This is a genomic window from Lapidilactobacillus achengensis (assembly GCF_003946655.1).
Classification (GTDB): domain Bacteria; phylum Bacillota; class Bacilli; order Lactobacillales; family Lactobacillaceae; genus Lapidilactobacillus; species Lapidilactobacillus achengensis.
Genome location: NZ_RHOV01000015.1, coordinates 14,408 through 39,361 on the forward strand (window position 1 = coordinate 14,408; position 24,954 = coordinate 39,361).

The window sequence follows — 24,954 nt, forward strand, 5'->3', positions numbered from 1 at the left end:
AAAACTTATTATAGCACTTAAAAATATCTGTGTAAACGCTTTCTAGACCGGCTTGCTAGTTTTCCCAAAATCATCGGATCAGGTGGGTCAATTGACCGCACCAAGTAGGTTTAGGTCACCAAGTTGACGGGAGCCGCAGCCCGAGTTGGCCAGGCTCAGTCTGTCAGAGCTTGCCAAGCGGCCAGTTCAGGGTTGGGGCGCGCGTTTTGTTGGGCCAAACGCCACCATAAAGGGCGTAAGCGCTGATACATTTGGGCCTTGGCGGTGTCGGGATGATAGGTGGTGGTCGCGACGGGCGGTTGCGGGCGCCACCAAGGATGGTCAGGATCTAAAGCTTGCTGGGCCACACGCAGGGCGCCTACCGCGGAGCCCTGGATTTGTTGGGGGATCACCAAGTCGCGGGCGAACACATCGCTGATCAACTGGCACCAGAAGGTCGAGCGGGCAAAACCGCCCGTTCCCAGTAAGGTGGCGGTTGCGGCGGCGGGCACAAGCGCGCTTAGTTGTTGCGTGACGATTGCCAAGTTGAAAGTGATCCCCTCCAAGATCGCCCGCAACAGATCGGCGCGGGTATGCTGACTGCGCAAGCCGATCAAGTGACCAGTCAAGTCGCCATCCCAAAACGGCGCGCGTTCGCCATTCAAGTAAGGCAAGAAGATCAACCCGCGGGCGCCCAGGGGACTTTGCGCGGCCAAAGTGATCAAGGCGCCAATCGGGTCAGCGGTATTTTGCAGGTCAGGGCAGAAGGTGTCCAAGGCCCATTGCAAAATAATCCCACCGTTGTTGACGGGACCGCCTAAAAGCCAGTGAGCGGCGTCGATCCGATAACAGAACAACTCACCGTGAGGCGCCAATTGTGGTCGGGCGCTGATCACGCGCACGGCGCCACTGGTTCCGATCGTTAAGGCGATTTGGTGATCGTGGACCGCGCCCAAGCCGATGTTCGCCAAAGCGCCGTCGCTGGCGCCAACCACCAGTTGGGTCGTCGGCGCCAAGCCCAAGGTGCTGGCCGCAACCGCAGTCAGGGGATAGTGTTGGGTGATCGGGACGATTTGCGGCAGTTGGTCTGGACGCACCGCCAATTTTTGTAAAAGTTGTGGTGCCCATTGGCCGGTTTCGTAGGACAGCAGACCGGTGGCACTGGCCAGATTGACGTCCAGGGCGAATTGAGCGGTCAAGCGCCAAACTAAGTAGCTTTTGAGGTCGGCGAAGTAGGCGGTACGCGCCAATAATGCCGGCTGCGTTGCTTGTAACCAGCACAGTTTGGCCAGCGGCGTCATCGGGTGCAAGGGAGTCCCGCTCACTTGGTAGAACGCCGCCGCATCGGCTTGTTGCCGCAGTTGCGCCACCGTGGCCGCCGCCTGGTTATCGGCCCACGTGAACAGCGCCGTTAATGGGCGATGCTGTGAATCCAGCAGTAACAAGCTATGCATCGCCGTCGACAAGCTGACCGCCGTCACCGTCACCGTTGGCGCTTGTTGCCGAACCTGCCGAATCACGCTGACGACCGCCTGCCAAATCGCGGCTGGCTCTTGTTGCGCCTGCCCCGGCTTCTCCTGAATTAACGGATAACCCTGGGTCGCCGTGGCCACGGCCCGCTCGTTCGTGTCGAAAAGAATCGCTTTGGTGCTGGTGGTACCAACGTCAACGCCAATAATCATCGGTGACTGCCTCCTGAAAAATGCTCTGATTTCAGTGTAGTGAAAAGCGATGGAACATGCAAGTCAGTTGTATGCAGCACGTTTCCGCGGGGCGTTGGTGGATTGCAGATGTGGAGGGGCTCCAGGTCGGGCTGGGGGTGGTGGAACGCGGCGGGCACGACTTGAAGCTTTTCGGAAAACCACCGAAAATCTTCAAGCTCGGCCTTATTCTAGGCGGCAGAGCCGCCAAGAATAATATCGCGGCTGACTCACCCCCAGCCCGACCTTCCGCCAACTAGTAAACAGCCCACCAACGCTTAGCTACGCAATCAACCAAACTGGTTGATTGCGTAGCTAAGCACAGAAATCAGGTGGGGATAGTACGTTTCGATGATGACCCGGGTTGCACTGTGCGCTTCGGGATGAGCTCGCTGCGGGCGTCACTTTGAGCTTCACGCGGGTTTCGCGAAGCTCAAAGCTGATCCTTGTCCTAAGTGGTAAACCGCCAAGAACCATTTCACTGCGGTCTCACTCTAACGCGCGCAGTTCCAGTCGCTCAATTGTATCTTATTCGCAAGCACTAACGCGCCGGGGTGGCTAGACCCAATCGTTAGGGGAGCCCCGCAATTGATGACCTTGGTTAGTTGGTCCCGATTACTTGCGGCGAGAACACTGGCACCGTTGTGGTCATCAGGGGCTATTCTGCCAGGGTAGCACGGATCAAAAAAACCTGACGCGTTGCACGTCAGGTTTTACTTTCGCTAAAATTGTCTGTTTGATTCGTTGCTTTTTTCGGCGCATCTTGAGCATTGCTGATTGGGCCCCGTTTTTTGGTTACGCGCGTTTCCGTAGCCAGAAATGGACTGCAGCCACGCCGGATAGTCCGACAACCACAAGCGCCCAGAAGGCAATCTGGCTTTGCTGCTCGCCAGTTTGCGGCAAGGTTGGTTGGTCTTGATCGGGCTTCTTTACCGGTTTCGTAGGTTTCTCACCACCGGTAATTGGCAGGGTTGGCTTGGTTGGGTCAGTCGGGTTTGTTGGATCAGTTGGATCGGTTGGATCGGTCGGGTCAGTTGGTCCTGTTGGATCTTTGGCTTTGACGGTGATCGTGGCGATTTTGGTCAGGCCACCGTAACCATAACTCACCTGATAAACGCCGGCTTTGCTAGTGTCGACCGAGCCGATCACGCTGATTTCAGTGAAAGCGACGGGGTTGCCGTTGCGGTCGAACGCGCTGATAAAGTTGTCCGCGCTGGTCCATTGGTCACCGACAGTTAGTTCTGTACTTGGCTTGATCGTCAGCGCTGTTTTGTCCTCGGCTGGTGGGGTGACCGTCCTCGACTTGACCGTGACGGTAATGGTCTTCTGCGCTTGCGGATTCGCCGCAGCGTCGAGAGTTGCGGCTGGAATCGCATAAGTTACTGGATACGTGCCTGGTGTGTCCGTCTTAACATCCTGGTCCACGGTGAGTTGCGGTAACAGAACATTATTGCCGTCGCGATCGGTGGCGCTGACAAAAGTATCCGCTGGCTCCCAGTGATCACCAACATATATTGTTTTATCGTTGGCCTCGATCGCGGCTAGGTTTTCCTTGACCGTCACCGTGATCGTTGTTTCGGCGCCGGCGAACGCATAGGTAACCTTGTAGGTCCCGGGTTTTGAAGTGTCGACCGCACTATCGCCACCAGCTTCGTCTTTGACCGTGACGGTGACATCGGTAGGGTCAGTCGTAGTCTGCCCGTCGGCGCCCACTGCACTGTCAAAGTTGTCCGCGGCCGTCCAATTGTCCCCAACGTAAATCGTGGAATAGTGGGCGTTGACCTGGGCGAGACTGTCGTTGGTGTAGGGCTGGAACAATGTAAACATTCCTCTTGTTTCACTTGCGTTGACCGCATTGACGTCGACGATCATGTAATATTTGTAGGGTAATTGACTAAGACTGTAGATTTGGCCGTTGCTGACTGTGACTGTGCCTGAGGGGCCCGGTGTTTCTTGAGTTGCCATATTCTTGAATTGGATTTCTTGGTCCGTTGCCTGAATATCTTGCTCTTTTGAAGTGTTGTAATAAAACCAAGCTGTCCATGGCCTTCGTGAGATCTCAACTCCGAGACTATTTTTGGTTACCGGAACCGGCTGAGTCGATGAGTACTTATAATTTCTTGGAAGTTTGATCACGGAATTAATGTAATCGTTGGTCAATTTGAATGTAGGATTTGTGGGATCAATATTAACAGGTGCCGGTGTAACGAGTTGATTATAGACATTTAACTCGGAATATTTGTTAGCGTCAAGCGGTGATAGATCGCCAATGCAATTATTTAGTAGATCAAGCTCTGTTACATTTGGTAGGTCGGCAATTATATGAACATCAGTAATCTGGTTACCTTGCAAGTTGATTGTTTTCAACTTTTTAAGACCGGCAATAGGACTCAAATCTTTGATTGCGCCAAAACGCATCCCAGGTTGAATATTCAGATTATCACTACAGAGTGATAACATTTCTAGGTTGGTCGCGTACTGTAGACCTTCCAAGGAGTACTCATCATCGCCAGCGGCCGCCCAAGTGTTCTGGTCTTCTTTGGGAATACTGAGTTCAGGATAGTCCGCGTCATACAGTCCACGAGTACTAAGATGGGTCAACATTGCCATATCGTCTCGGGTGATATCCGCAACGCTGTTCCAAGTCTTCGTAGGATCGAGGATTGTGAACTGTTGTAGATAGATTAAGACTAATTGCTGTAACCGGGTATTTGGCATCCACTCGTTGATTGGCGCAGTCTCATCAGAGGGCACTTCAGCGGCAAGGTCGCTGGGATGCGCGACAGTTCCCGGTTTAACAGCCTGATCTGTTGTGAGAAAGCTACTACTGATGCCAATCGAGACACCACCGTGAACCACGGCTGGACTCAAATTAGCGCCAAGCAAGATTGCCACGGCGCTAATGGTTACAAAAAATAAATACTTTTTTCTTTTCATGGTTATTCCCCCCAGAATAATCGTCAAGGATAAAAATAAATCTTCCAATATTCAATTGTCGGTAGCCAATTCTAATTTGATCTCCAATAGTAGACATATGGTATCTAGACATAATATCGATTTTATTCTAGCGTGTTTAGTCAAGTAAGGCAATGAAGCGTTTGCAATCGCCATCAGGTTTTGGACGGCCGCTCATCTTGACATCACAAAAAGCCTGATGGCCGTTGCCACCAGGCTTTGAATCAGTTTTTAATTTTTTTGGATTAGGACTGGCTAATCACCATCCGTCCTTGTTCGTTTCCGCAACCAGAAATGGACCGCGGCCAAGCCGGTTAAGCCCACTGCTAAAAGTATCCAAAAAGTTACTGGGGTTTGTTGTAGGGCGTTTGGTTGCGGATTTTTGCGCGCCTGCTTAGCAGTACTCGCTGGCGCTTTTGGATGTGTTTCGCTAGTTTCTGGTAAAGTTGGCTCGGTGGACGGTGTTGATTGAGCTGGATCGATTGGGTTGGTCGGCTGTTCTGTGGGGGTTGGCTTGCTTGGTCCGGTGGGCTGACTCGGGTTTGTAGGCTTGTCCGGTCTAGCGGGCTGACTCGGGATAGCAGGCTTGTCCGGAATGGCGGGCTGACTTGGTTTCGTAGGCTTGTCTGGGTTAGTGGGTTGGCTCGGGTTAGTGGGTTTCTCTGGAGCAGTGGGGGTGCCTGGTTGTTCTGGGTCAACCGGATTTGGCGGCTTAGGTGTGCCTTCGGGTTCGGAAGGAGCCGGCGCTTTGACGGTGATCGTGGCGGTTTTTGTCAAGTTGCCATAGCTGTAACGCACCTGATACACCCCGGGTTTGCCGGTATCCACCGTGCCGCTGACGGTCAAATCTTGGAAGGATAGCCCGCGGCCATCTCGGTCATAGGCGCTAACGAAAGCCGCCGCGGGGTCCCACTTGGTGCCAAAAGCGATGGTTTGATCGCGGACTTCGATTTGCGCGCGATTTTCTTTGACGGTGACGTTGATGGTTGTTTCGGCACTCGCGCTGGTGTAGGTGATCGGATACGTGCCCGGCTTCTTCAAATCCACCTTGCCCGTGACTTTGATGTCTGACCAAGCGACGGGTGTTTGCCCGTCAACGCCCACCGCGCTATCAAAATTGTCCGCGGCCTTCCAACCGTCCCCAACGTAAATCGCGGAATCGTGAGCGTTGACCTGGGCGAGACTGTCGTTGGTGTAAGGCTGAGCCACGAAGAAAATCTCCCCAGTTGCGGGGGTACCCAAACTGGCCATCATGTAATAGTAGTAAGGCTGCTCAAGCGCGACAGGATTGTCTTCTGGTGAAATGACGTCTCCCGGGGTTACTTGCGGATAGATGTGGGTGTAATGGATGGTGCCCATGGAGTCAGTGGTGTCGCCGTTTTCCGTGGCGCCATCGTCAAAAATAATGTTAGCTTTAGCCGCCGCATTATAAAAGGACAAAGCGTGCGTGGGGTTCTCGATGAGGATTCGATCCAGATGCTTGTCATCAACTTTTGTCGGACTCAGCGGATCCGTGGATTGATAATTTTTGGGTAACTTCAGGCGCGCGTTGAAATAGCCTGGCGTTAAGTCAAAGCTGGCCGTTTCCGGGTCAATATAGACCGGTTTAGGTTGGACAAATTGACTGTGAATCTCCAAATTGGTGTAGTTATTGGCATCAAGTGCCGAGAAGTCAGCGATTTGATTATAGGTCAGAACAAGTTCGCGCAAGTGCGACAACTTGGTCAGCGGCCGCACATCGGTGATCCGATTGCCTTGTAATCCAAGATGAGTCAGCTGTGGCAACTGAGTCAGGATGGCAAGATCGCTGTCGGTAATGTCACCGACATAAATTCCCGGCTCAACATGTAAATTAAGGCTGCCCAGCCATAACTGTTCCAGATTGGTTGCGTACTGCAAACCTTCAAGTGAGTAGGAGTGGACGCCGTCGATCCAGGTGCCTTCCAATTCTGCGGGGAGATCGACCTGGATATCGTACTCTGGGAGACCCGTACTGGTGGTCATCAGGATCTTTAATTTCGCCAGATCCGCCTTGGTAATATCGGCGACACTTGTCCAAGTTTTCCCCGCGTCATCACCTAGACCTTGGAGGAAAAACAAGACCAATTGCTGTAATTTCCGATTGGGCATCCACTGATCGATCGGTTCCGCGGGGTCCGTCGCTGGGTCTGGCGAGGTGGCAGGGCTAGATGGGGGAAGTGGCAGCTGCTGGTCACGCTGGTCGGAATCGGGACGGGCGGCCTCTGATTCCGCGCTAACAGTAGCCGCCTGAGCGATTGCCGGGACCAAATTGGCGCTGAACAACACAGCCGCCATCCCAATACTGACGCGAAACAAAGCTTTTCTTTTCTTCATAGCTCTCTCCTGAAATAATGATTAATGGGCAAAGCATGACCAATCGTTTTCCGGCGATGCTGTTGGGAAAATCACCGCCACAGACTAACGATTTCATTAGGGTTAATCCAGTTTAGCATGGTCAAACAATCTACCAAAAGTAGCGCTTTTGCCGGAATTTGGCGAGTTTTTCAGAAAAAAAGTCATGGTACCTAACGCCAAGCAGACAGAAAAAGACCCGATATCCAATCACATCAGGTCTTTCTAGTCAGATGCGTTTGCTTCCATCAGGTCTTCATCCAAGTTACGTTCGAGTCTTCATCCAAGGTACGTTTGGGTTGAGGGTTATTTTTAGTCGCAGGGGCGCGAATGGTTGGGTCAACCGATCAAGCGCGTTTGCGTAACCAGAAGTGCACCGCGGCCACACCAGTCAGGCCCACAAGCAAAATGGCCCAGAAGGCACCTTGCGTTTGCCGTTCGCCAGTTTGCGGCAAGGTCACCTTGTCCGTGGCCGGTTGCTCAACAGGCGCGGTCGGCCGGTCACCACCAGTAATCGGTAAGGTTGGTTTGGTCGGATCCGTTGGGTCAGTTGGGTCCGTTGGGTCAACCGGATCGGTTGGATCAGTCGGGTCAGTCGGATCAGCAGCGTTGACCGTGATCGTGGCGATTTTTGTTAGACCCGCGTAAGCATAAGTCACCTGATAAACGCCGGGCTTGCTGGTGTCAACGGTGCCTAAAACACTGATCGCCCCGAGATCGACGGCATTGCCATTCCGATCGAAGGCGCTAATGAAGTTGTCCGCGGCCGTCCAGTCATCGCCCACGGTTAGCGTGGTACTGGGCTTGATGTTCAATGCGGTTTTGTCCTCAGCTGGTGGGGTGACCGTCTTCTTCAAAACGGTGACCGTGATCTCCTTGGTGGCTTGCGGTTGCGCCGAACCATCACGCAGAACGGCCGGCATCGTGTAAGTGACCGGATATTTACCCGGAGTGCCGGTGTTCACCGCATGGGTTACCTCCAGATCATCCAACGAAACATCGTTGCCATCACGATCGGTGGCACTGATAAAAGTGTCCGCCGGTTTCCAGATGTCACCAACGTAGATCGTGGTGTCTTTGGCATTGATCTGCGCCTGATTTTCCTTGACCTTGACGGTGACCGTCTTCGTCAGCGAACCATAGCTGTAAGTGATGGGATAATCCCCGGCCGTAGTAGTATCCACGGTTCCTGAGACGGTCACCTTGCCGAAATCGAGTGGGTTCCCCTCGTGGTTCAAACTGTCGTCAAAGTTATCCTCCGCCGTCCAGCTGTCACCAACATAGATTTCGGAATTGTGGGCGTTGAGGGTGGCCAGGTCTGCTTTGACTAGATAAGGCGTGAAACTCCAGAATACGGGCGCGCCATTTTCGTAAATGAATTTCGGTAAATAGAACCAATAACTCACGTACACCCGATATTTTTCCCCGTCTTGTTTCACATCAATCCATTGGTTAATGTATTGACTTTCTCCGTGGACGACACCATAGAGGACTGAGCCATCCGCATTGATCACAGGTTTGAAGGCGGCTGCGCCATCTACGCCGGCGCCATTATAAAAAGCTTGGCCCATGCCGGCGTATGCTGGATTCTTTATGGGGTCAAAGAAGACTAATTGCCCTGTTCCGGTTGGGATTTCAGTAGTGATACTACTTAAGTCGGTTCCACTGGGAAACGCCTCTTTACGTGCCACGGTAACTGGCCAATAGGTGTTAACCTTAGCATCGGGGTCGATGTAGATTAGCTCATCGTCCCACACGGACATCTGAAAGGTGTAGCTTAATCCCGCTGTGTAGCGACTCTTGACAATGCTTGATAGGTCCCTGATTGAATTGTAAGCAACATCCAAGTGGGTAACATTTGGCAATTCTGTCAATGGTGTGACATCTTCAATTCGATTCAATGACAAGTTGACGTACTGTAAACTTGTTAATCCACGCAACAGTGACACATCAACAAGATTGCCACGAATGGAAGTGGATGGATTATTTAGTTGATTGGTCATCGTGAGCTTTTTCAGGTTAGTCGCATACTGTAAACCCTCAAGTGAGAAATTGCTGCCATCAGTCGTGACCGTATTCCAAAGATTCTTAGGAACTTTCGACGAACGATTATCGAGTTCCGTTAAGTACAACATGTCCGCCTTGGTAATATCCGCCACGCTAGCCCAAGTTTTCTCTGTCGTCGAGCTTTGGAGCCAAGGCAAAACAATTTGCTGGAGGGCCTTATTCGGCATCCAGCTATCAATGCTTTCCTCTGCCTTGGTGCTGGGCGCCGCAGCCACAGGCGCGCCGTCGGTTGGCGTCGTCTGGTCAGCATCTGCATTGTCAGCATCCGCATTGTCGGCATCTGCATCGTCAGCGTTGGCCGCACCGTTCGTGGCCGCACCGGTTGTCTCGTTGCCGCCATTGTTAGTGTCGGGTTCCCCATTAGTGCCAACTGTTTTGCTATCCACCGTGGATGGCTCCGCGTCCGGCTCTTCTGCGATCGGCGCAGACGTGACCGCTGGATCAGTTGTCGTGTCTGTGGTCGCCAGATTATTCGCCGGCGTTTCCCCGTTGCCAGTGGTTTCACCACTGACATTGGCTGTGTTACTGCTCGTGCTCGCCGCTGCCGCTGATGTGGTTGCATCGGCGGCGTTAACAACGGCGGGACTCAAATTAGCGCCTAGCAGGATTGCCACGGCGCTAAGGGTAGCTAAAGAGAGATACTTTCTATTTTTCATGGTTATTCCCCCCAGAATAATCGTTAAAGCTGATTAAAAGTATGTGTTCCAGAAATATTAAAAAATAATGGTATAGCCAATGAACCCCAATGAATTACTGTATTTTAGCCGATATTTAGAAATTGGTAATCTTTTTATAAGGTCATAATAAGTACAGATCATCACAGCTCGAGTTTAACATGGACGTTATGTTTCCACAAGTAAAATCAACTTTGCGCGCTTGCTCACCCAACAAAGGCCAATCGCCCTTCCAAAAAGTGGCGCATTTCCAGGTCGAGTCGTCCGTTACGTAGTGTCAATTAATTAGACACAGCTTGCCCACCAGCCGAACAATTTGACCCATTTCCTTAACAATCCTTGGGTGAAGAATGGCCGATTCGGCTGGACTAATCAGCGCCCTGCCCGAGTTGATCAGACCAACTATACTGGTGTCACCAATTTAAAGCTGGTGACTACTAACCACGGTCGTCAGTTGCGTGGCTCCTCATCAATTCGCCATAGCTTTCCGGATGGCGTGAGTGCTCAAGCGACTGTTAAAACGTTGAGCGGCTGGAGCGGAGAAATTCGGGGTGAGATCGCCGTGAAATTGGTCTTAGTGGCTATGCCACTTAGACCAAGGCTCAGCTTTGAGATTCGCGCGGGTTTCGCGAAGCTCAAAGTGACGCCCACAGCGAGCTCACCCCGAATTTCGCAGCGCAAGCTGCGAACAGCATACTTTTGCCCGCAGCCCGCCACGCCCTCTACGGGTTGTTAAGAAATCATTATGCTTTACCGATCCGCCAGCGCTAAATGCCCGCCCAACGCCGGACTGTGCTAAAATTTGAGTATAAGTCAGTGAAAGAAGGCCAAATGATGGCGGACCGTTTGAGACCAAAAACCGAAACCGATTGTCAAACAGGTTTGACCGCAGCTCAGGTCACCGCGAAAACGGCGGCGGGGCAAACTAATGTGCAAATCAAACAACTGTCCCGTTCGATCCCGCAGATCATTGGGACTAATTTGTTCACGCTGTTCAATTTGCTCAACTTGGTGATCGCGATTTTGATCTTCATGACCGGGTCTTATCGCAATCTTTTCTTCATGGGACCGGTCTTGGTCAACATTATCATTGGTAGTTATCAGGAAATTCGGGCGAAATTGCGGATCGATCGTTTGAATATGGTCAACCAGCAAACGTTGACAGTTTTGCGTGATGGTCAGCCGCAACAAGTGGCGTTGGAAGCATTGGTGTTGGATGATTTGGTGGTGTTGAAGCGGGGCGAAACAGTGCCTGCGGATGGGATCGTCCGCCAGACCACTGGCTTGCAAGTCGACGAATCAGGCCTGACTGGTGAAGCGGATTCCATCGCCAAGAAAGCCCAAGATCCGGTCTACTCCGGGAGCTTCGTCGTGGCGGGGCAAGGGCTGATCCAGTTGACGCAGGTGGGGCTGCAAAGTTTCACCGCCCAATTGTCCAATGCGGTCAGCCAACAAAAGCCGCGGCTAAGCGTGTTGATGCGGATCATTAACCGGATCATTCGGGTTTTGACCTACACGATCATTCCCCTGGGCCTGTTGCTGTTTTTCCGGACCTATGGCAAAAGCGGCAATTTCAACGACGCGATTTTAGGCACGGCGGCTTCGGTGATCGGGATGATCCCGGAAGGCTTGGTGCTGTTAACTTCGATTGCCTTGGCGACTGGCGCCTATAATCTGACGAAGAAACGAATCTTGGTGCGCTCCTTGAACGCCATCGAAACCTTGGCCCGTGTCGATACCCTTTGCTTGGACAAAACCGGCACGATCACCACGGGGAATTTAACGGTGGACCGGGTTTTGCCACTGGCCGGAACGGCGGCACAAGTAACCGCGGTGGCTAGCCAGATTGTCGCTGTCACCGCCGAAGAAAACGCCACTGCCAAAGCGATTCTGGCGTTGGCGGCCACCCCGTGGTCCGCGGAGGTGGCGGAAGTGTTGCCGTTCTCCTCGGAAACCAAGGCTTCAGGCTTCGTGACCACGGCGGGGACCCGTTATTTGATGGGCGCGCCGGCGTTCATTATCACTGATTTCCACGGGCCGTTGCAGGAACAAGCCCAAGACGCGGCGGCCGCTGGCTATCGGGTTTTGGCGGTGGTGGCGCAAGCGCCCGCGGCTGATCAGGAAGTGCTGGGTCTGATTTTGATCGCTGACCAGGTGCGCCCCCAGGCGAAGGGCACTTTTGATTACTTGCGTAGCCAAGGGGTCGCCTTGAAAATCATCTCTGGCGATGATCCGGTAACCGTCGTCAATGTGGCGCGGCAAGCGGGGATCGAAGGCGCGGAGGCTTATGTGGACATGAGCGCGCTAGCGGCGGACGCGGATTATCGGCCGCTGGTCCAACGTTTTCAAGTTTTCGGGCGGGTGCGACCGGAACAAAAAGCCCGGCTGATCAAGGCGATGCAGGCCAATGGCTTGACCGTTGGGATGACCGGCGATGGCGTCAACGATGTTTTGGCGATGCGCCAGTCCGATTGCAGCATCGCTATGGCCGGGGAGAGCGAAGCGGCGGAAGCCACCGCCAATTTCGTGTTGCTGGACCATAATTTCGAGTCACTGCTCTTCATGTTGAATGAAGGGCGCCGGGTCATCAACAATGTGGAACGGGTCGCGTCGTTATATTTGATCAAAACCATCTATTCCGTGGCCTTGGCCTTGTTCTTCATTGTCTTGGGCACGGTTTACCCCTTCCAATTGTCCCAACTAACGCCGGTCAACGCGCTGACCGTGGGCATTCCCACCTTCTTCTTAGCCCTCGAACCGAATTATCGCCCGCCAGCTGGCCGGTTCATGCATAACGTCATGGAGATCGCCGCGCCGGCAGCGATCTGCGATATTTTACTATTGCTGGGGATCAGCATCACCGGACACTGGCAAAATTGGTCCTATCTAGTCACCTCAACCATGTCGGTTTTTGCCATCGGCGCGATCGGTTTCTGCGCGCTGCTGGTGATCAGCCGCCCCTTCGCCGGTCGCAAACTGGTGTTGATCGGCGGCTTAGTGGCTGCTTTTCTCGCCACCTTTATCTATACCACCACCATTTTCGGCTTGCATCGAATCCTGGCGTGGCCTTACGTTTGGTATTATTTAGGCCTGTTGCTCATTGCCTGGCCGCTGTTCATGTTGCTACGAGAAGCTTTGGGCCGCCGCGTCTTCAGCCGCATCAAATGGCGCTGATTACGCCACGAGCCCATTGTCCCAATAGAAAATGAGCGCATTATAAAAAGCCTCGTCGCTGATTGACGAGGCTTTTTGTTAGTGAAACAGTTATTAAACCTATGCTTGATTGCCTTTGGGATGGGTTTTGGTGTGGACGCAACCGCCTCAGGACGTTTGTCGTGGCTGGAACGCGGTGGGCATCGTTTGAAGCCAATTCCAAAAGCGGGAATTGTCTTCAAATCGAGCCTTATTCTAAGCGATAAATCGCTAAGAATAATCTCACCGCTGAGCCACACGTCCTGAGGCGGTTGCTAGGCAGAATCGAGCCCATCTGCAATCGAATTTGGGTATCTGACGAAGTGCTTTTGCGAGCTAGAGGTCAAAACGATGGCCCACTTTTGAGGTGGTACGGTAATGCCAACGAATTCGGATTAGTTGGTCGGTACAGTTTGCGTAGGCTGAACATCTCTACTCGTTTCCTCAACAATTCATGGATGGAAACTGCCCGATTTAGTTGATTCACTGAGAACTGGGTTTGTTCATCAAACAAACTTCGCTGGTGTCACCAATTTAAAGCTGATGACCACTAACCACGGTCGTCAGCCGCGTGGCTCCCCATCAATTTGCCATAGCTTGACGGTTGGCGGGAGTGCTCAAACGGCTGTTATAACGTTGAGCGGCTGGAGCGGAGAAATTCGGGGTGAGATCGCCGTGAAATTGTCCTTGGCGGCTGTGCCGCTTAGGACAAGGCCTGATTTTGAGACAAGCCGCGCACTTTGCGGATTGGCTCAAAACAGCGCCCACAGCGAGCTCACCCCGAATTTCGCAGCGCAAGCTGCGGTCAACCTACTTTTATCTGCCAAGCTATCGCGGCTCGGCCTCGTCAAGTTCATTGGGAAGGAAGCTCTTGCGGACGACCATTTTGGCGTTGACCAAGATCCGACGTTTGGTGGTACTCGAGCTAGTCAGATCGTCTTTCAACAGGTTGATCGCCAACCTGCTGAGTTCAGGAATATCGATGTGGAAAGTCGTCAGCGGTGGCGACACATATTTGGCCACGTCGATATCGTTGACACTAATGATACTGGTATCCTTAGGAATAATGATCCCGGCCTCGTTGAAGGCCTGCAAAACGCCGACCGCGATCGGGTCAGAGGCGACGAAGAAGCCATCGGGTAGTTGGTCGGCCAGGGTGGTGGCGACTTGCTGCCCTAGTTGATAGCCGGTGCCCACCGCGAAGTGCCCCGCGGAGAAAATGTAGCGTTCATCCAGCAGACCCAGCTCTTGCATATAGCTGCGAAAAACCCGTTCCCGTTCATCGAGACCGGCTTGATGAGTATCCGGGTCAAAGCTACAGCCACCAATGAACCCGATCCGTTGGAAACCACGCGCGCGGAACACGTCGATGGCGTGTTTGACAATGTAAGTCAAATCGGGCTGGACAGAGTTGAATGATTCGGGTAGGGGATTGGTGTCGATAAACACACCATTACTTGAGAACGCTTGTAACTTGTGCAAGATCGCCGTGGGGAAACTGCCCACAGCAATGAAGCCGTCGGTCGCGTCATCGGTGGCGATTTGGTCGATCGTCGCCGGATCATGGTAGAAGGTCACGGTCATATTTTGTTTATGGGCATTTTCTTGGATGTTTTGGCGTAAGTTATTGAAGTAAATATCTTCCAGCTCTTCCTTGGGGGTGATCGCGAAGAAGACCGCGATATTACGTTGCGGTGGCGTGATCTCCTTGCGGTCGTAGCCCAGTTCATGGGCCACTTCTAGAATATGTTGTTTAGTATCCTCCGCGATGGAGAAGGTTGGGTCGTGGTTCAGCAGGCGTGAAACGGTCGCGGCGGAAAAACCTGATTTACGGGCGATTTCGCGAATAGTGACCATGGGCGTCCCTCCTTGGTTTTAGTAAATATTTCGTCAAAATAAGTATATCACGTTGTAAAGCCGTAGTAAACAGAAGTAAATATTGTTTAGTATAATTTAGTAATTTAATTAATAAAGCTGTTTACAAATTCAAAAATCGGGCGTATGATGAATCTTGTAAACGATTACAGGTTTTTTTGAAGGGTGGAAACACGATATGAAAAAGCATTGGATCAAAGCGCTAACGTTAGCAGCAACGGCAGGGGTTTTCATGACTTTCACCGGGTGTGGCCCGTCCAGTTCCAGCGACGGTGCGTCAAGCAGCAGCTCAAAGAAAAGCTCGACCTTATTAGTTTGGGAAGATAAAGATAAGGGTTCCGGGATCAAAGCGGCTGCGGCAGCCTTTGGTAAGGAGAACAATGTCAAAGTCAAAATCGTTGAGAAAGAATACGCCGGACAATTAGAGAAGCTTCGGCTTGATGGACCAGCGGGCACTGGTCCAGATGTCATCACGATCCCTGGTGATCAAATCGGGACCGCGGTCACAGAAGGCTTATTGAAGCCGCTGACCGTTTCTAAAGCGACCCAGAAACTGTACACTGATTCCGCCATGGAATCCCAAATCGTCAAAGGTAAAGTCTACGGCCTACCAAAAGCAGTGGAAACCACAATTCTCTACTATAACAAGAAGCTTGTTTCCGAGGCTGATCTGCCTAAGACAACGGAAGAATGGTATACCTTCTCTAAAGAACAACGAGCAAAAGGCAAGTATGGCTTGTTGGCTTTATGGGATCAGATCTACTATGCGCAAGGTGTTTTCAGTGGTTATGGCGGCTATATCTTCGGCAAGGATTCTAAAGGCAACTTTGATGCCAAGGATATTGGCTTGAACAACAGCGGTTCAGTGGATGCGGCTAATTATGTTAGCAAATTCTACAAAGAAGGGTTGTTCCCGAAAGGTATCATTGGCGACAAAGGGATCAACGTTTTGGATTCCCTGTTCACTGAAGGCAAGGCAGCCGCTGTCATCTCCGGTCCTTGGAACTTCGAGCCTTATAAGAAGGCCGGCATTGATTACGGGGTCGTTGAATTACCTGAATTGGAAAATGGCAAGCATATGGGTTCCTTCATTGGGGTCAAGAGTTATAATGTCAGCTCTTACTCGAAGAATGCCGATTTAGCGGAGAAATTCGTTAAATATCTGACCAATGCTAAGAATTCGAAAGTTCGTTACCAGAAGACCAGCGAAGTTCCCGCGGTCAAGAGTTTGGCTGAAAGTGATCTGGTCAAGAAGGATGTTAACGCGTCTGCCGTGGCTTTGCAGTCACAACACGCGGAATTAACACCAAATATTACCGAGATGGATCAAGTTTGGACGCCAGCAAACAATGCGTTACAAGTTGTCGATACCGGTAAATCAACCGCGAAGAAAGCGCTAGATAGCGCGGTTTCTCAAATCAACAGCGCCATCAAAGCGGCGGATAACAAGTAGTTATTTTCGAACAAGTGGGCGTGAACTGTGGCGTGAACTGGAAGGACATCAGTTGGACGCGTCACGGGGCGTGACCCACTTTTCGATTCTTGACACAGTGATCCATTACGAAAGAAGGTTATCAAATGCCACAAGCTGAAAAGAAAGGCCTCTCTCATGCAACCCTGGCCACGATTCTCTCGATCATTCCCGGGGTGGGCCAATTCTTCAACCGTCAAATTCTCAAAGGCTGTCTCTTCCTGCTCATCGCGATTCTCTACGTCGGCGGGTTCGCCAATCTGTTCAATATGGGCTTCTGGGGTCTGTTCACCTTAGGCACCGAGGTTCCGCGGGATAATTCGATTTTCCTATTGGCAGAAGGGTTGATCGCGGTCTTGGTTCTGGGGATCGGGTTGTTGTTCTACTATTTGAATCTCCGCGACGCCTATAAGAATGGTGAGGCCGTGGACAACGGTCTGAAACCAGCTGGCTTTGTACGAAGCTTCAAGGATATGACCGAGAATAGTTATCCTTATTTGTTAGTGAGTCCTGGCGTGCTGTTACTGATCTTTACGGTGATTTTCCCGATTTTGTTCAGTTTCGCCTTGGCGTTTACCAACTACAATTTGTATCATACGGCCCCAGCGCATTTAGCGGATTGGGTCGGCTTCAACACCTTTAAACAGATTTTCACCGTGGATATTTGGCGGTCAACGTTCTTTGATGTTTTAGGCTGGACCGTGATCTGGACCTTGGTGGCTTCGACCTTGTCGATCGCCATTGGTATCTTTCTGGCAATCGTCGTCCATCAAAAAGACCTCAAGTTCAAGAAATTCTGGCGCACAGTGTTGGTGTTACCTTGGGCAGTGCCTGGCTTTGTCACCATTTTGATTTTCGCTGGGATGTTCAATGATAGTTTCGGCGCGATCAACAATGTCTTGTTACATTCATTGGGGATCAAGGCGATTCCGTGGATGACCGATGCCAATTGGACCAAGGTTGCCTTGTTGTTCATTCAAAGTTGGTTAGGGTTCCCTTATATCTTCGTGGTCACGACCGGGGTGCTCCAATCGATTCCCGAGGATCTCTACGAAGCGGCGTTGATGGATGGGGCGACCGCGTGGGAGAAATTCCGCAACATTACGTTACCGTTTATTCTGACGCAAATGGCGCCGATCATCATCACTCAGTACACGTTCAACTTCAACAACTTCAATATCATTTACCTGTTCAATAACGGGGGACCGGCTGTGGCCAATTCCACGGCAGGCGGGACCGATATTCTGGTTTCTTGGATCTACAAATTGACGATGCAATCCAGTCAATACGCGCTGGCGGCGGCGTTGACGATTCTCTTGTCATTCTTCGTTATTCTGATCGCCTTGATCCAATTCCGGCGGACCAATTCGTTTAAGGAGGGCTAGTCATGCACAGTATCAAAAGAAGAAAACATACCCGTTTAGGTTTCACTTATTTATTGCTGGGACTAGTCTCCCTGAGTATCTTCTATCCCTTAGCTTGGACGATCGGGGCCAGCTTCAACCGCGGCAATAGCCTGGTCAGCACCACCTTGATCCCGAAGAATCCGACCTTGGCCCATTATCAGGCACTGACGAAAACCAGTGGGACTTTCTATTACTTCCAATGGTTCCTGAATTCCTTGAAAATCAGCTTGTTTACGATGGTGTTGTCGGTGATTCTCGTGTCGCTGACGGCTTACGCCTTTTCCCGTTTCCGTTTCGTCGGCCGGAAAAACGGGCTGACCTTGTTCCTCTTACTCCAAATGATTCCGCAATTCTCCGCCTTAATCGCCTTGTTCGTCATGGCCCAGATGTTGAATTTGGTCAATAGCCATTTTCTCTTGATTTTGATTTATGTCGGCGGGCAGATCCCGATGAACACGTATCTCATGAAGGGATATCTGGATTCGATCCCGCGGTCCTTGGACGAAAGCGCCTTGATCGATGGGGCCAGCAATACGCGCATCTTCTTACAGATCTTGATGCCACTGGCCAAACCGATGTTGGCGGTCGTGGCGATGAATGGCTTCACCGGTCCTCTAGGGGATTTCGCCTTGTCGTCTGTGATCTTGCGTGATCCGAAAGCGTACACGTTACCGATCGGACTTTATAATTTGATTTCTGACAAAATGGGCGCCAGCTATACCACTTTTGCGGCCGGTGCGATTTTGATCAGTATTCCAGTGGCGATCGTCTTCATTTTGTTACAGAAGAACTTCGTCACAGGATTAACTGAAGGGGGGACGAAAGGCTAATGACGGTTCCAAAAGCACATTTAAAATTACCCTATCTTTTACATGGCGGGGACTACAATCCCGATCAATGGCAAGCTTACCCGCAGATCATTGACCAAGATTTCACGATGATGCCCCAAGCTGGGGTCAACACCGTGACGGTGGGGGTCTTCTCCTGGGCGGCCTTGGAGCCTGAGGAAGGCCATTATGATTTCGGTTGGCTTGACCAGGTGTTCGATCGCGTCGAGGCCATGAATGGGCGGGTGATCCTGGCGACTCCAAGCGGCGCGCGGCCACACTGGTTGGCGGATCGCTATCCCGAGGTTTTACGGACCGATGAATATGGGCGCCAGGCGCTGTTCGGCGGGCGGCATAATCACTGCTTCACTGCGCCCAGCTACCGCGAGCAGACCCAGCAGATCAATCGCAAGTTGGCGGAACGTTACGGCCAGCGCCCGAGCTTATTGCTCTGGCATATTTCAAATGAGTTCGGCGGCGAATGTCACTGTGACCTGTGCCAAGCAGCCTTCCGTCAATGGGTCCAAAAGAAATATCAAACCCTTGCGGCGGTCAATGAAGCTTGGTGGACACCGTTTTGGGGTCACACCTTGACGGCTTGGGATCAGATCCACTCGCCTTCACCCATCGGCGATACTAATTTGAAGGGGCTCAACCTTGATTGGCGCCGGTTCGTGACCGATCAGACGATTGATTTCTATGAAAATGAAATCCAACCGTTGCGGGAATTGACACCTGAAATTCCGATCACGACTAACTTTATGACCGACACACCGGCGATGATGCCTTTTCACGGCCTGGATTATCAGAAGTTCGCGACGCATTTGGACGTGATCAGCTGGGATTCATATCCTGCGTGGGGAAATGACCAGGAATCAACCGCTGATCTGGGGCTGAAAGTGGCGATGATCAATGATTATTATCGAAGCTTGAAGCAACAAGATTTCTTGATCATGGAATCCTCACCTTCCTTAGTTAATTGGCATCCGTTCAACCGGCCCAAGCGCCCAGGGGTGAATCGGCTCGCTGGCCTGCAAAATATCGCCAGTGGTTCGGACAGTATGTTGTACTTCCAGTGGCGCCAATCACGCGGCGCCTCGGAGATGTTTCATGGGGCGGTGGTCGATCACCATGGCTCCACGGCGACCCGGACCTTCCAGGAGGTCAGCCAGTTAGGCGCCGACTTGAAGCAATTGGCGCCAGTCCGGCAATTACCGCATGTGCCCGCTCGAGTCGCGCTGGTTTTCGACTATGACAACATGTGTGCTTTAGCCGATAGTGAAGCCTACGCCGACACCACCAAGCAATATTGGCAAACGCTACAACAACATTACGCCTATTTCTGGCGTCACGATATTCCCATTGATGTGATCAGTCCCCAAGCAGATCTAGCGCCTTATCAACTGGTACTTGACCCAATGCACTTCTTGATGGATCAAGCTTGGATCGATAAAGTGGCGGACTTTACCCAAGCAGGTGGGACCGTGGTCGGTACTTATTTGAGCGGCGTGGTCGACGAGCGCACCTTGGCCTACCTAGGTGATCAGCCTCAACGCCTTCATGAACTATATGGCGTCCAAACCACCGAAGTCGATACCCTGTATCCGCACCAACATAACGGCGTTCATTACGGTGACCAGACCTATCCAGCCCAAGATTACTGTGAAGTGATCACCAATCAGACGGCCAGCGTTTTGGCCACCTACACGGCGGATTTCTATGCAGGTCAGCCGGCCATTACCAAGAATCAATACGGCGCTGGCACTGCCTATTACCTTGCCGCACGGACCGATGCCGCCTGCTTGACGGCGCTGTATCACCAATTAGCCACGGAATTGGACCTGCACCCAACTTATCCACTGGCAAAAGCAAGCTCCGACATCTCGATCCAAGTCCGTGGCGACCAAAATCAACGCTACCTCTTTGTGATGAACTTCGGCGAGACAGCCAACACCATCAATTTGACCCAACCCTTGACCGAAGTGCTCAGCAACCGCACCTATCCTGCAGGCGCCCAAGAATTAGCGCCTTATCAAGTTCTTGTTTTCCACGAGCTGATCAAGTGACCACACCAGTCACTGCTTAGCAACTACCTGTGGACCAACCGCAACCTAGCACAGCCAGTGCCGACCTCTTCCTAATCCTCCTAAAGCAGGCTCGCGGTCCAGCTGAGCGAGACACCAAGTCATGCCCAGTTAAATTTTCCCTCCAACAAATTTGTTACCACGCAAAAGCCCCCTGTTTTCCGGTTGGCCCTAACCGGAAAATCGGGGGCTTTTTTGGCTTTTTTTGGACGGGGGAGAGCTGGTCAAAACGGTGGGGTCAATCCTTCATCATGAACTGGATCTTCATTTGCGGCTTGCCCAGGGCCAACAACTGGTCCATGAGTCGGTAACTGTGGGTGAGATAGCATTGGGCCAAGTCCTGGTTGATCTTGGTCAAATAACTGGCCGGATCGGCTTGCTGAGGCGCTTGGGCGTCGGCCTGGCCTTGCAATTGGCGGCATGCGGCCAACAGCGCGCTGGCGAAATTGGTCACGCTGTCCAAATATAGGTTGTAGTGAGCATCGCCCAATAGCGCCAGATTATTACTGAGCCAGAAGGCCTGATCCGGCGCATAGTGGGTGGCCGTGTCGCGATAACTAGCAGGCGTGTCCCGACAATTGGCGTAAAAAGGCACCACCATATTGAACGTGTTGGGCCCAAACGCGACCCAGTGAATCGCGGCGATGCTCGCGTCCACGTCAGGTCGTAATTGCAAAATGTGCATTTCCTGATTACGACTCATGGCGATCGGCCGGAATCGCGTTTTGTCAGCCGTCGTCCCAGAGCCATAAGGATCAAAGGGGGTGTTTTGGTAGTGGGAGCTGAGCACGAATTTCAGGTCCTCGATCCCAATCAAATGAGCGGGTCGTTGGCAGAAAGGCAGGTCAAAGTCACAAGGATCCTGCACGATTTCCGGATTGAAATAGCGTTGGCCAAACCAAGTCCGCGGGTTGTTATAATGAGTGTCCTTGACCGTCGCCGTCCCGAAAATATGGCGCAAATTGATCCCGTTGACATCAGGATTTAGGTGATGCTCGCTGATCAATCGGGGCAAGTCCGCCGCAAATAAAACCGTGGGATCGGTGAAATCGAAATCGGTCAGATTGAAACGATTCGGCGCCACCACATAACAATCATCAGGCAAACGCCGCGCCGCCCAGTGATGACCACCGATTGTTTCCAGGTACCAGATCTCATCCTGGTCGGCAAAGGCGATGCCATTGGTTTCACAGGTGCCATAAGTTTCCACCAGTTGGCCCAACCGCACCACGCCCGCTCGCGCCGAATCAATGAAGGGCAGCACTGTCGCAATCAGATCCTCTTCACCAATCCCATTGGGCACCAAGGGATCCACGCCTAAAATCTCACCATTATTGGTGATCGTTTCACTGGCGCTCATGGCCACGTTCTTCCGATTGATGCCCGACGCGGAACCGATCCCCACCGGATCAGTCGCCGCCGGTGTGCTGGTATAACTTAACGGGTTTGCCGGCAACTCAAGAGCGAAGTCACTGAACGGCGCCTGATAGTGCCGGGGCTGATCCGCGGCGCGGACCAGCACAAATTTCTTGGGATTAAGAACGCCGCCATCGTTGTTTCGGGCAATCATAGTCGAGCCATCGCGGGAAGCCCGCTTGCCCACCAAAATCGTGGTACACGCGCTTGTGGGTCTGGACATGGGAATCCACCTGCTTTCAGTTTTGGGTACGGTTTCATTTTAACCCGAGTTCGGTGGAAAAGCACCTGTTGATTTTTGTTGCTATGCTTGCGCTTGATTGCGGGTGTGCTGGGTTTGGATGTGGACGCAACCGCCTCAGGACGTTTGTCGTGGCTGGAACGCGGTGGGCACTGTTTTGAGCCAATCCGCAAGCCCGGCGGCTTGTCTCAAAATCAGGCCTTATTCTAAGCGATAAATCGCTAAGAATAATCTCACCGCTGAGCCACACGTGCAATTGAAGTTGAGTAGCTGACGAAGTGCTTTTGCAAGCTAGAGGTTAAAACAATCGCCAACTGTTTTGATGGTACTGCAACGTCAACAGATTTGGATTAGTAGGTCGATACATTTCGGATAGTGCCACCAACGTTTTCTCATTTACCTAAGCGGGTTTGGGTTGAAAACCGACCGATTCAGTTGATTCAGAAAAATCTTGTCCTAGTTCATCAGACAGACTGTCCTGGTGTCACCAATTTAAAGCTTGTAACCACTAACCACGGCCGTCAAGTGCGTGGCTCCCCATCAATTGGCAATAGCTTACCAACTGGCGTGAGTGCTCAAACGGCTGTTAAAACGTTGAGCGGCTGGAGCGGAGAAATTCGGGGTGAGATCGCCGTGAAATTGTCCTTGGCGGCTCTGCCGCTTAGGACAAGGCCTGATTTTGAGACAAGCCGCGTACTTTGCGGATTGGCTCAAAACTACTTTTGGGGGGTGGTACTGCAATGTCAACGGATTCGAATTTGTTGGTTGGTACAGTTTGCGTTGGTTGAACATCTTGACCTGCTCCTAAACAATTCTTGGTTGGAAACCAACCGATCCAGCTGATTTATCAAGAACTTGCCTTAGTTCATCAGACAAACCGTACTGGTGTCACCGATTTAAAGCTGATGACCACTAACCACGGCCGTCAATTGCGTGGCTCTCCATCAATTTTCCATAGCTTGCCACTCGGCGTGAGTGCTCAAACGGCTGTTAAAACGTTGAGCGGCTGGAGCGGAGCGTGGCGTTGGTGGTTCGTTTGTTCGTCTGGCGGAAGGTCGGGCTGGGGGTGAGTCAGCCGCGATATTATTGTTGGCGATTTATCGCCTACAATAAGGCCGAGTTTTGAGATTTTCGGTGCACTTCCGAAAAGCTCAAAATCGTGCCCGCAGCGTTCCACCACCCCCAGCCCGACCATCCTACTTTATGGCCAGCGCTGTTACAACCAAGATAAAATCGTAACAATTTCGCGATTCGGTTTGTCAAGCGCTTTCAAATGATGCATAATGGAAGAGGACTTTCTAAACCGAAATGAAGCAGGGGTAACTATGCGGAAATACAGCCAAAGTGCAAAATTGATTTTGCTCATTTGGGGGGTACTGCTGCTGGCGGGGTGCCAGCACACAGTTGCGGGAAAAGCCGAATCGACCAAACCCGTGGAAATCACGTATTGGCATCGAATGACAGGTTCATGGGCAAAGTCACAACAGAAGTTGGTCAATGAATTCAATCGTTCGCAGCACACGTATCATGTTGTTACAAAATCTTGGGGAAGCTACAGCAAATTAAATAAGAAAATCAAGCAGGCCAGCAAGAAGGGGACACTGCCCGTTTTGGCGCAAACGCCCTATACGAATATCGCTGACTATGTGGCGGCGGATTTGTTACAGCCGCTGGATCAAATGATGTATCAGGGTAAGCAAGCTTTGTCGCATCAGGAATTGATCGATATCAATCCCAGCTTTTTAGCGACGGGACAGTATAATGGTAAGCAGTATGCGATGCCGTTCTCGATTTCGACGCGGATTCTTTACTACAATCAGGCATTGTTGGATGAATACCAGTTGCAGGTGCCGACGACTTGGGATGAGTTGTTGGCGACCGCGGCCAAGGCGAAGGCGCTGGGGTTAACGCCGATCACGATGGATCACTCACCGGATTTGGAGCTGGAGAGTATGGCTTTTGGCATCAATCAGCAACCGGTGGACGCCCAGCTACACGTGAACATAAATACGGCGCCTAATCAGGTGTTGGCGCAGATGATCACCAAGTCCGAACAGAACGGCCTGATCAAAATGGCGCCACGAGACCATTCCTTCACCTATGATTTCGTCAAGGGGCGGACGGTCTTTGGCTTTGGCTCTAGTTCGGCCATTCCCGAGCTGCAACAAGCCGCGGTGCAACCGCAAACCAAGCATCAAGCAACGAGCCATTTGGTTTGGGGAACCACGATATTGCCGGAGTACGGCGGCAGTTCCACCAATGTCTTGGCTGGCAATGATCTGGTCATGTTTAAGCAGGCCTCCAAGGAGCAACGGCGTGGCGCTTGGCAGTTCATGCGCTTCCTTTTGCAAAAGAAACAGGTCACGGATTGGTCGATGGCCTCAGGATATGTGCCGGTCACGGGTTCGGCGATCCAAAGTAAACGCTATCAAGCTTGGCTGAAGGCAGCACCGCAATATCATGCGGCGATCCGTTCGATCAAGACCTCCTTCAAGGCGCAAACCTTTGTCGGATACAGTCTCTATCGGCAGACCCTGCTGGCCACGATCACCAGCGTCGAAGCGACGCCTGAGGCATTGTCTCAGCGGCAGGCGGAGTTACAAACGGTTGCCGAGAATGTCATCACGGCGCATCAACAGGCCGATAACTAAGCGATTAACCGAGCGGCCACTAGCAGGTCGTTCGGTTTTTTTG

General features: G+C 51.9%; 16 protein-coding genes. 10 read left to right on the forward strand and 6 right to left on the reverse strand.

The genetic code is table 11. The annotated features are described in order from the left end of the window. Window positions 1-155 precede the first annotated feature (155 nt). From EKM94_RS08555 to EKM94_RS08570, 4 genes are all read right to left on the reverse strand, one after another. Window positions 156-1,661 carry a gluconokinase gene (locus tag EKM94_RS08555; protein WP_125600441.1) on the reverse strand — a complete coding sequence of 502 codons (1,506 nt, stop codon included), beginning with the start codon at window positions 1,659-1,661 and terminating at the stop codon, window positions 156-158. An 813-nt stretch (window positions 1,662-2,474) separates the two neighbouring features. Beyond that, on the reverse strand, window positions 2,475-4,616 hold the full coding sequence (locus EKM94_RS12825; protein ID WP_125600443.1) for a bacterial Ig-like domain-containing protein: 2,142 nt from the start codon (window positions 4,614-4,616) through the stop codon (window positions 2,475-2,477). 273 nt (window positions 4,617-4,889) lie between these two features. Further along, window positions 4,890-6,989 carry a bacterial Ig-like domain-containing protein gene (locus EKM94_RS08565; RefSeq protein ID WP_125600446.1) on the reverse strand — a complete coding sequence of 700 codons (2,100 nt, stop codon included), beginning with the start codon at window positions 6,987-6,989 and terminating at the stop codon, window positions 4,890-4,892. Window positions 6,990-7,354: 365 nt separating this feature from the next. Beyond that, window positions 7,355-9,730: a bacterial Ig-like domain-containing protein gene (locus EKM94_RS08570; protein WP_125600449.1), complete on the reverse strand. Its 2,376-nt coding sequence runs from the start codon at window positions 9,728-9,730 to the stop codon at window positions 7,355-7,357. Window positions 9,731-10,091: 361 nt separating this feature from the next. Between EKM94_RS08570 and EKM94_RS08575 the strand changes: the two genes are divergently transcribed. The 3 genes from EKM94_RS08575 to EKM94_RS08585 all read left to right on the forward strand — a co-directional run bounded on the left by EKM94_RS08575 (window position 10,092) and on the right by EKM94_RS08585 (window position 13,207). Next, window positions 10,092-10,484, forward strand: a complete 393-nt coding sequence (locus tag EKM94_RS08575) for a hypothetical protein (protein WP_125600452.1) — start codon at window positions 10,092-10,094, stop codon at window positions 10,482-10,484. A gap of 98 nt (window positions 10,485-10,582) precedes the next feature. Further along, entirely contained in the window at window positions 10,583-12,922 is a 2,340-nt protein-coding gene (locus EKM94_RS08580; RefSeq protein ID WP_125600560.1) for an HAD-IC family P-type ATPase, read from the forward strand. Window positions 12,923-13,003: 81 nt separating this feature from the next. Then, window positions 13,004-13,207 (forward strand): hypothetical protein, encoded by a 204-nt coding sequence (locus tag EKM94_RS08585; protein ID WP_125600455.1) that lies wholly within the window; start codon window positions 13,004-13,006, stop codon window positions 13,205-13,207. A gap of 561 nt (window positions 13,208-13,768) precedes the next feature. Here the strand turns inward: EKM94_RS08585 and EKM94_RS08590 are convergent. Beyond that, window positions 13,769-14,797 (reverse strand): LacI family DNA-binding transcriptional regulator, encoded by a 1,029-nt coding sequence (locus tag EKM94_RS08590; protein ID WP_125600458.1) that lies wholly within the window; start codon window positions 14,795-14,797, stop codon window positions 13,769-13,771. 196 nt (window positions 14,798-14,993) lie between these two features. On the opposite strand from EKM94_RS08590, the gene EKM94_RS08595 reads away from it, so the two are divergent. From EKM94_RS08595 to EKM94_RS08610, 4 genes are all read left to right on the forward strand, one after another. After that, complete coding sequence (locus EKM94_RS08595; protein WP_125600460.1) at window positions 14,994-16,268, forward strand: extracellular solute-binding protein; 1,275 nt, start codon at window positions 14,994-14,996, stop codon at window positions 16,266-16,268. A 125-nt stretch (window positions 16,269-16,393) separates the two neighbouring features. Next, window positions 16,394-17,671 carry a carbohydrate ABC transporter permease gene (locus EKM94_RS08600; protein WP_125600463.1) on the forward strand — a complete coding sequence of 426 codons (1,278 nt, stop codon included), beginning with the start codon at window positions 16,394-16,396 and terminating at the stop codon, window positions 17,669-17,671. A gap of 2 nt (window positions 17,672-17,673) precedes the next feature. Beyond that, window positions 17,674-18,522 carry a sugar ABC transporter permease gene (locus EKM94_RS08605; RefSeq protein ID WP_125600466.1) on the forward strand — a complete coding sequence of 283 codons (849 nt, stop codon included), beginning with the start codon at window positions 17,674-17,676 and terminating at the stop codon, window positions 18,520-18,522. After that, a complete protein-coding gene (locus EKM94_RS08610) occupies window positions 18,522-20,585 on the forward strand; it encodes a beta-galactosidase (RefSeq protein WP_125600469.1) in 2,064 nt (687 codons plus the stop codon). The genes EKM94_RS08605 and EKM94_RS08610 overlap by 1 nt, the downstream gene beginning before the upstream one ends. A 256-nt stretch (window positions 20,586-20,841) precedes the next feature. On the opposite strand, the gene EKM94_RS08615 is transcribed toward EKM94_RS08610, so the two are convergent. After that, a complete protein-coding gene (locus EKM94_RS08615; protein WP_125600472.1) occupies window positions 20,842-22,242 on the reverse strand; it encodes a C69 family dipeptidase in 1,401 nt (466 codons plus the stop codon). Window positions 22,243-22,695: 453 nt separating this feature from the next. Between EKM94_RS08615 and EKM94_RS08620 the strand changes: the two genes are divergently transcribed. From EKM94_RS08620 to EKM94_RS08630, 3 genes are all read left to right on the forward strand, one after another. Beyond that, a complete protein-coding gene (locus EKM94_RS08620) occupies window positions 22,696-23,103 on the forward strand; it encodes a hypothetical protein (protein WP_125600475.1) in 408 nt (135 codons plus the stop codon). Continuing rightward, window positions 23,076-23,330: a hypothetical protein gene (locus tag EKM94_RS08625; RefSeq protein ID WP_125600478.1), complete on the forward strand. Its 255-nt coding sequence runs from the start codon at window positions 23,076-23,078 to the stop codon at window positions 23,328-23,330. The genes EKM94_RS08620 and EKM94_RS08625 overlap by 28 nt, the downstream gene beginning before the upstream one ends. A gap of 255 nt (window positions 23,331-23,585) precedes the next feature. Next, window positions 23,586-24,911 carry an extracellular solute-binding protein gene (locus EKM94_RS08630; RefSeq protein WP_164511168.1) on the forward strand — a complete coding sequence of 442 codons (1,326 nt, stop codon included), beginning with the start codon at window positions 23,586-23,588 and terminating at the stop codon, window positions 24,909-24,911. The last annotated feature ends 43 nt before the right edge of the window (window positions 24,912-24,954 follow it).

Excerpts from the sequence above, each read along its gene's own strand:
- EKM94_RS08555 (WP_125600441.1), bottom strand. The coding sequence starts at position 1,661 with ATGATTATTGGCGTTGACGTTGGTACCACCAGCACCAAAGCGATTCTT.
- EKM94_RS12825 (WP_125600443.1), bottom strand. The coding sequence starts at position 4,616 with ATGAAAAGAAAAAAGTATTTATTTTTTGTAACCATTAGCGCCGTGGCA.
- EKM94_RS08565 (WP_125600446.1), bottom strand. The coding sequence starts at position 6,989 with ATGAAGAAAAGAAAAGCTTTGTTTCGCGTCAGTATTGGGATGGCGGCT.
- EKM94_RS08570 (WP_125600449.1), bottom strand. The coding sequence starts at position 9,730 with ATGAAAAATAGAAAGTATCTCTCTTTAGCTACCCTTAGCGCCGTGGCA.
- EKM94_RS08580 (WP_125600560.1), top strand. The coding sequence starts at position 10,583 with ATGGCGGACCGTTTGAGACCAAAAACCGAAACCGATTGTCAAACAGGT.
- EKM94_RS08590 (WP_125600458.1), bottom strand. The coding sequence starts at position 14,797 with ATGGTCACTATTCGCGAAATCGCCCGTAAATCAGGTTTTTCCGCCGCG.
- EKM94_RS08595 (WP_125600460.1), top strand. The coding sequence starts at position 14,994 with ATGAAAAAGCATTGGATCAAAGCGCTAACGTTAGCAGCAACGGCAGGG.
- EKM94_RS08600 (WP_125600463.1), top strand. The coding sequence starts at position 16,394 with ATGCCACAAGCTGAAAAGAAAGGCCTCTCTCATGCAACCCTGGCCACG.
- EKM94_RS08605 (WP_125600466.1), top strand. The coding sequence starts at position 17,674 with ATGCACAGTATCAAAAGAAGAAAACATACCCGTTTAGGTTTCACTTAT.
- EKM94_RS08610 (WP_125600469.1), top strand. The coding sequence starts at position 18,522 with ATGACGGTTCCAAAAGCACATTTAAAATTACCCTATCTTTTACATGGC.
- EKM94_RS08615 (WP_125600472.1), bottom strand. The coding sequence starts at position 22,242 with ATGTCCAGACCCACAAGCGCGTGTACCACGATTTTGGTGGGCAAGCGG.
- EKM94_RS08630 (WP_164511168.1), top strand. The coding sequence starts at position 23,586 with ATGCGGAAATACAGCCAAAGTGCAAAATTGATTTTGCTCATTTGGGGG.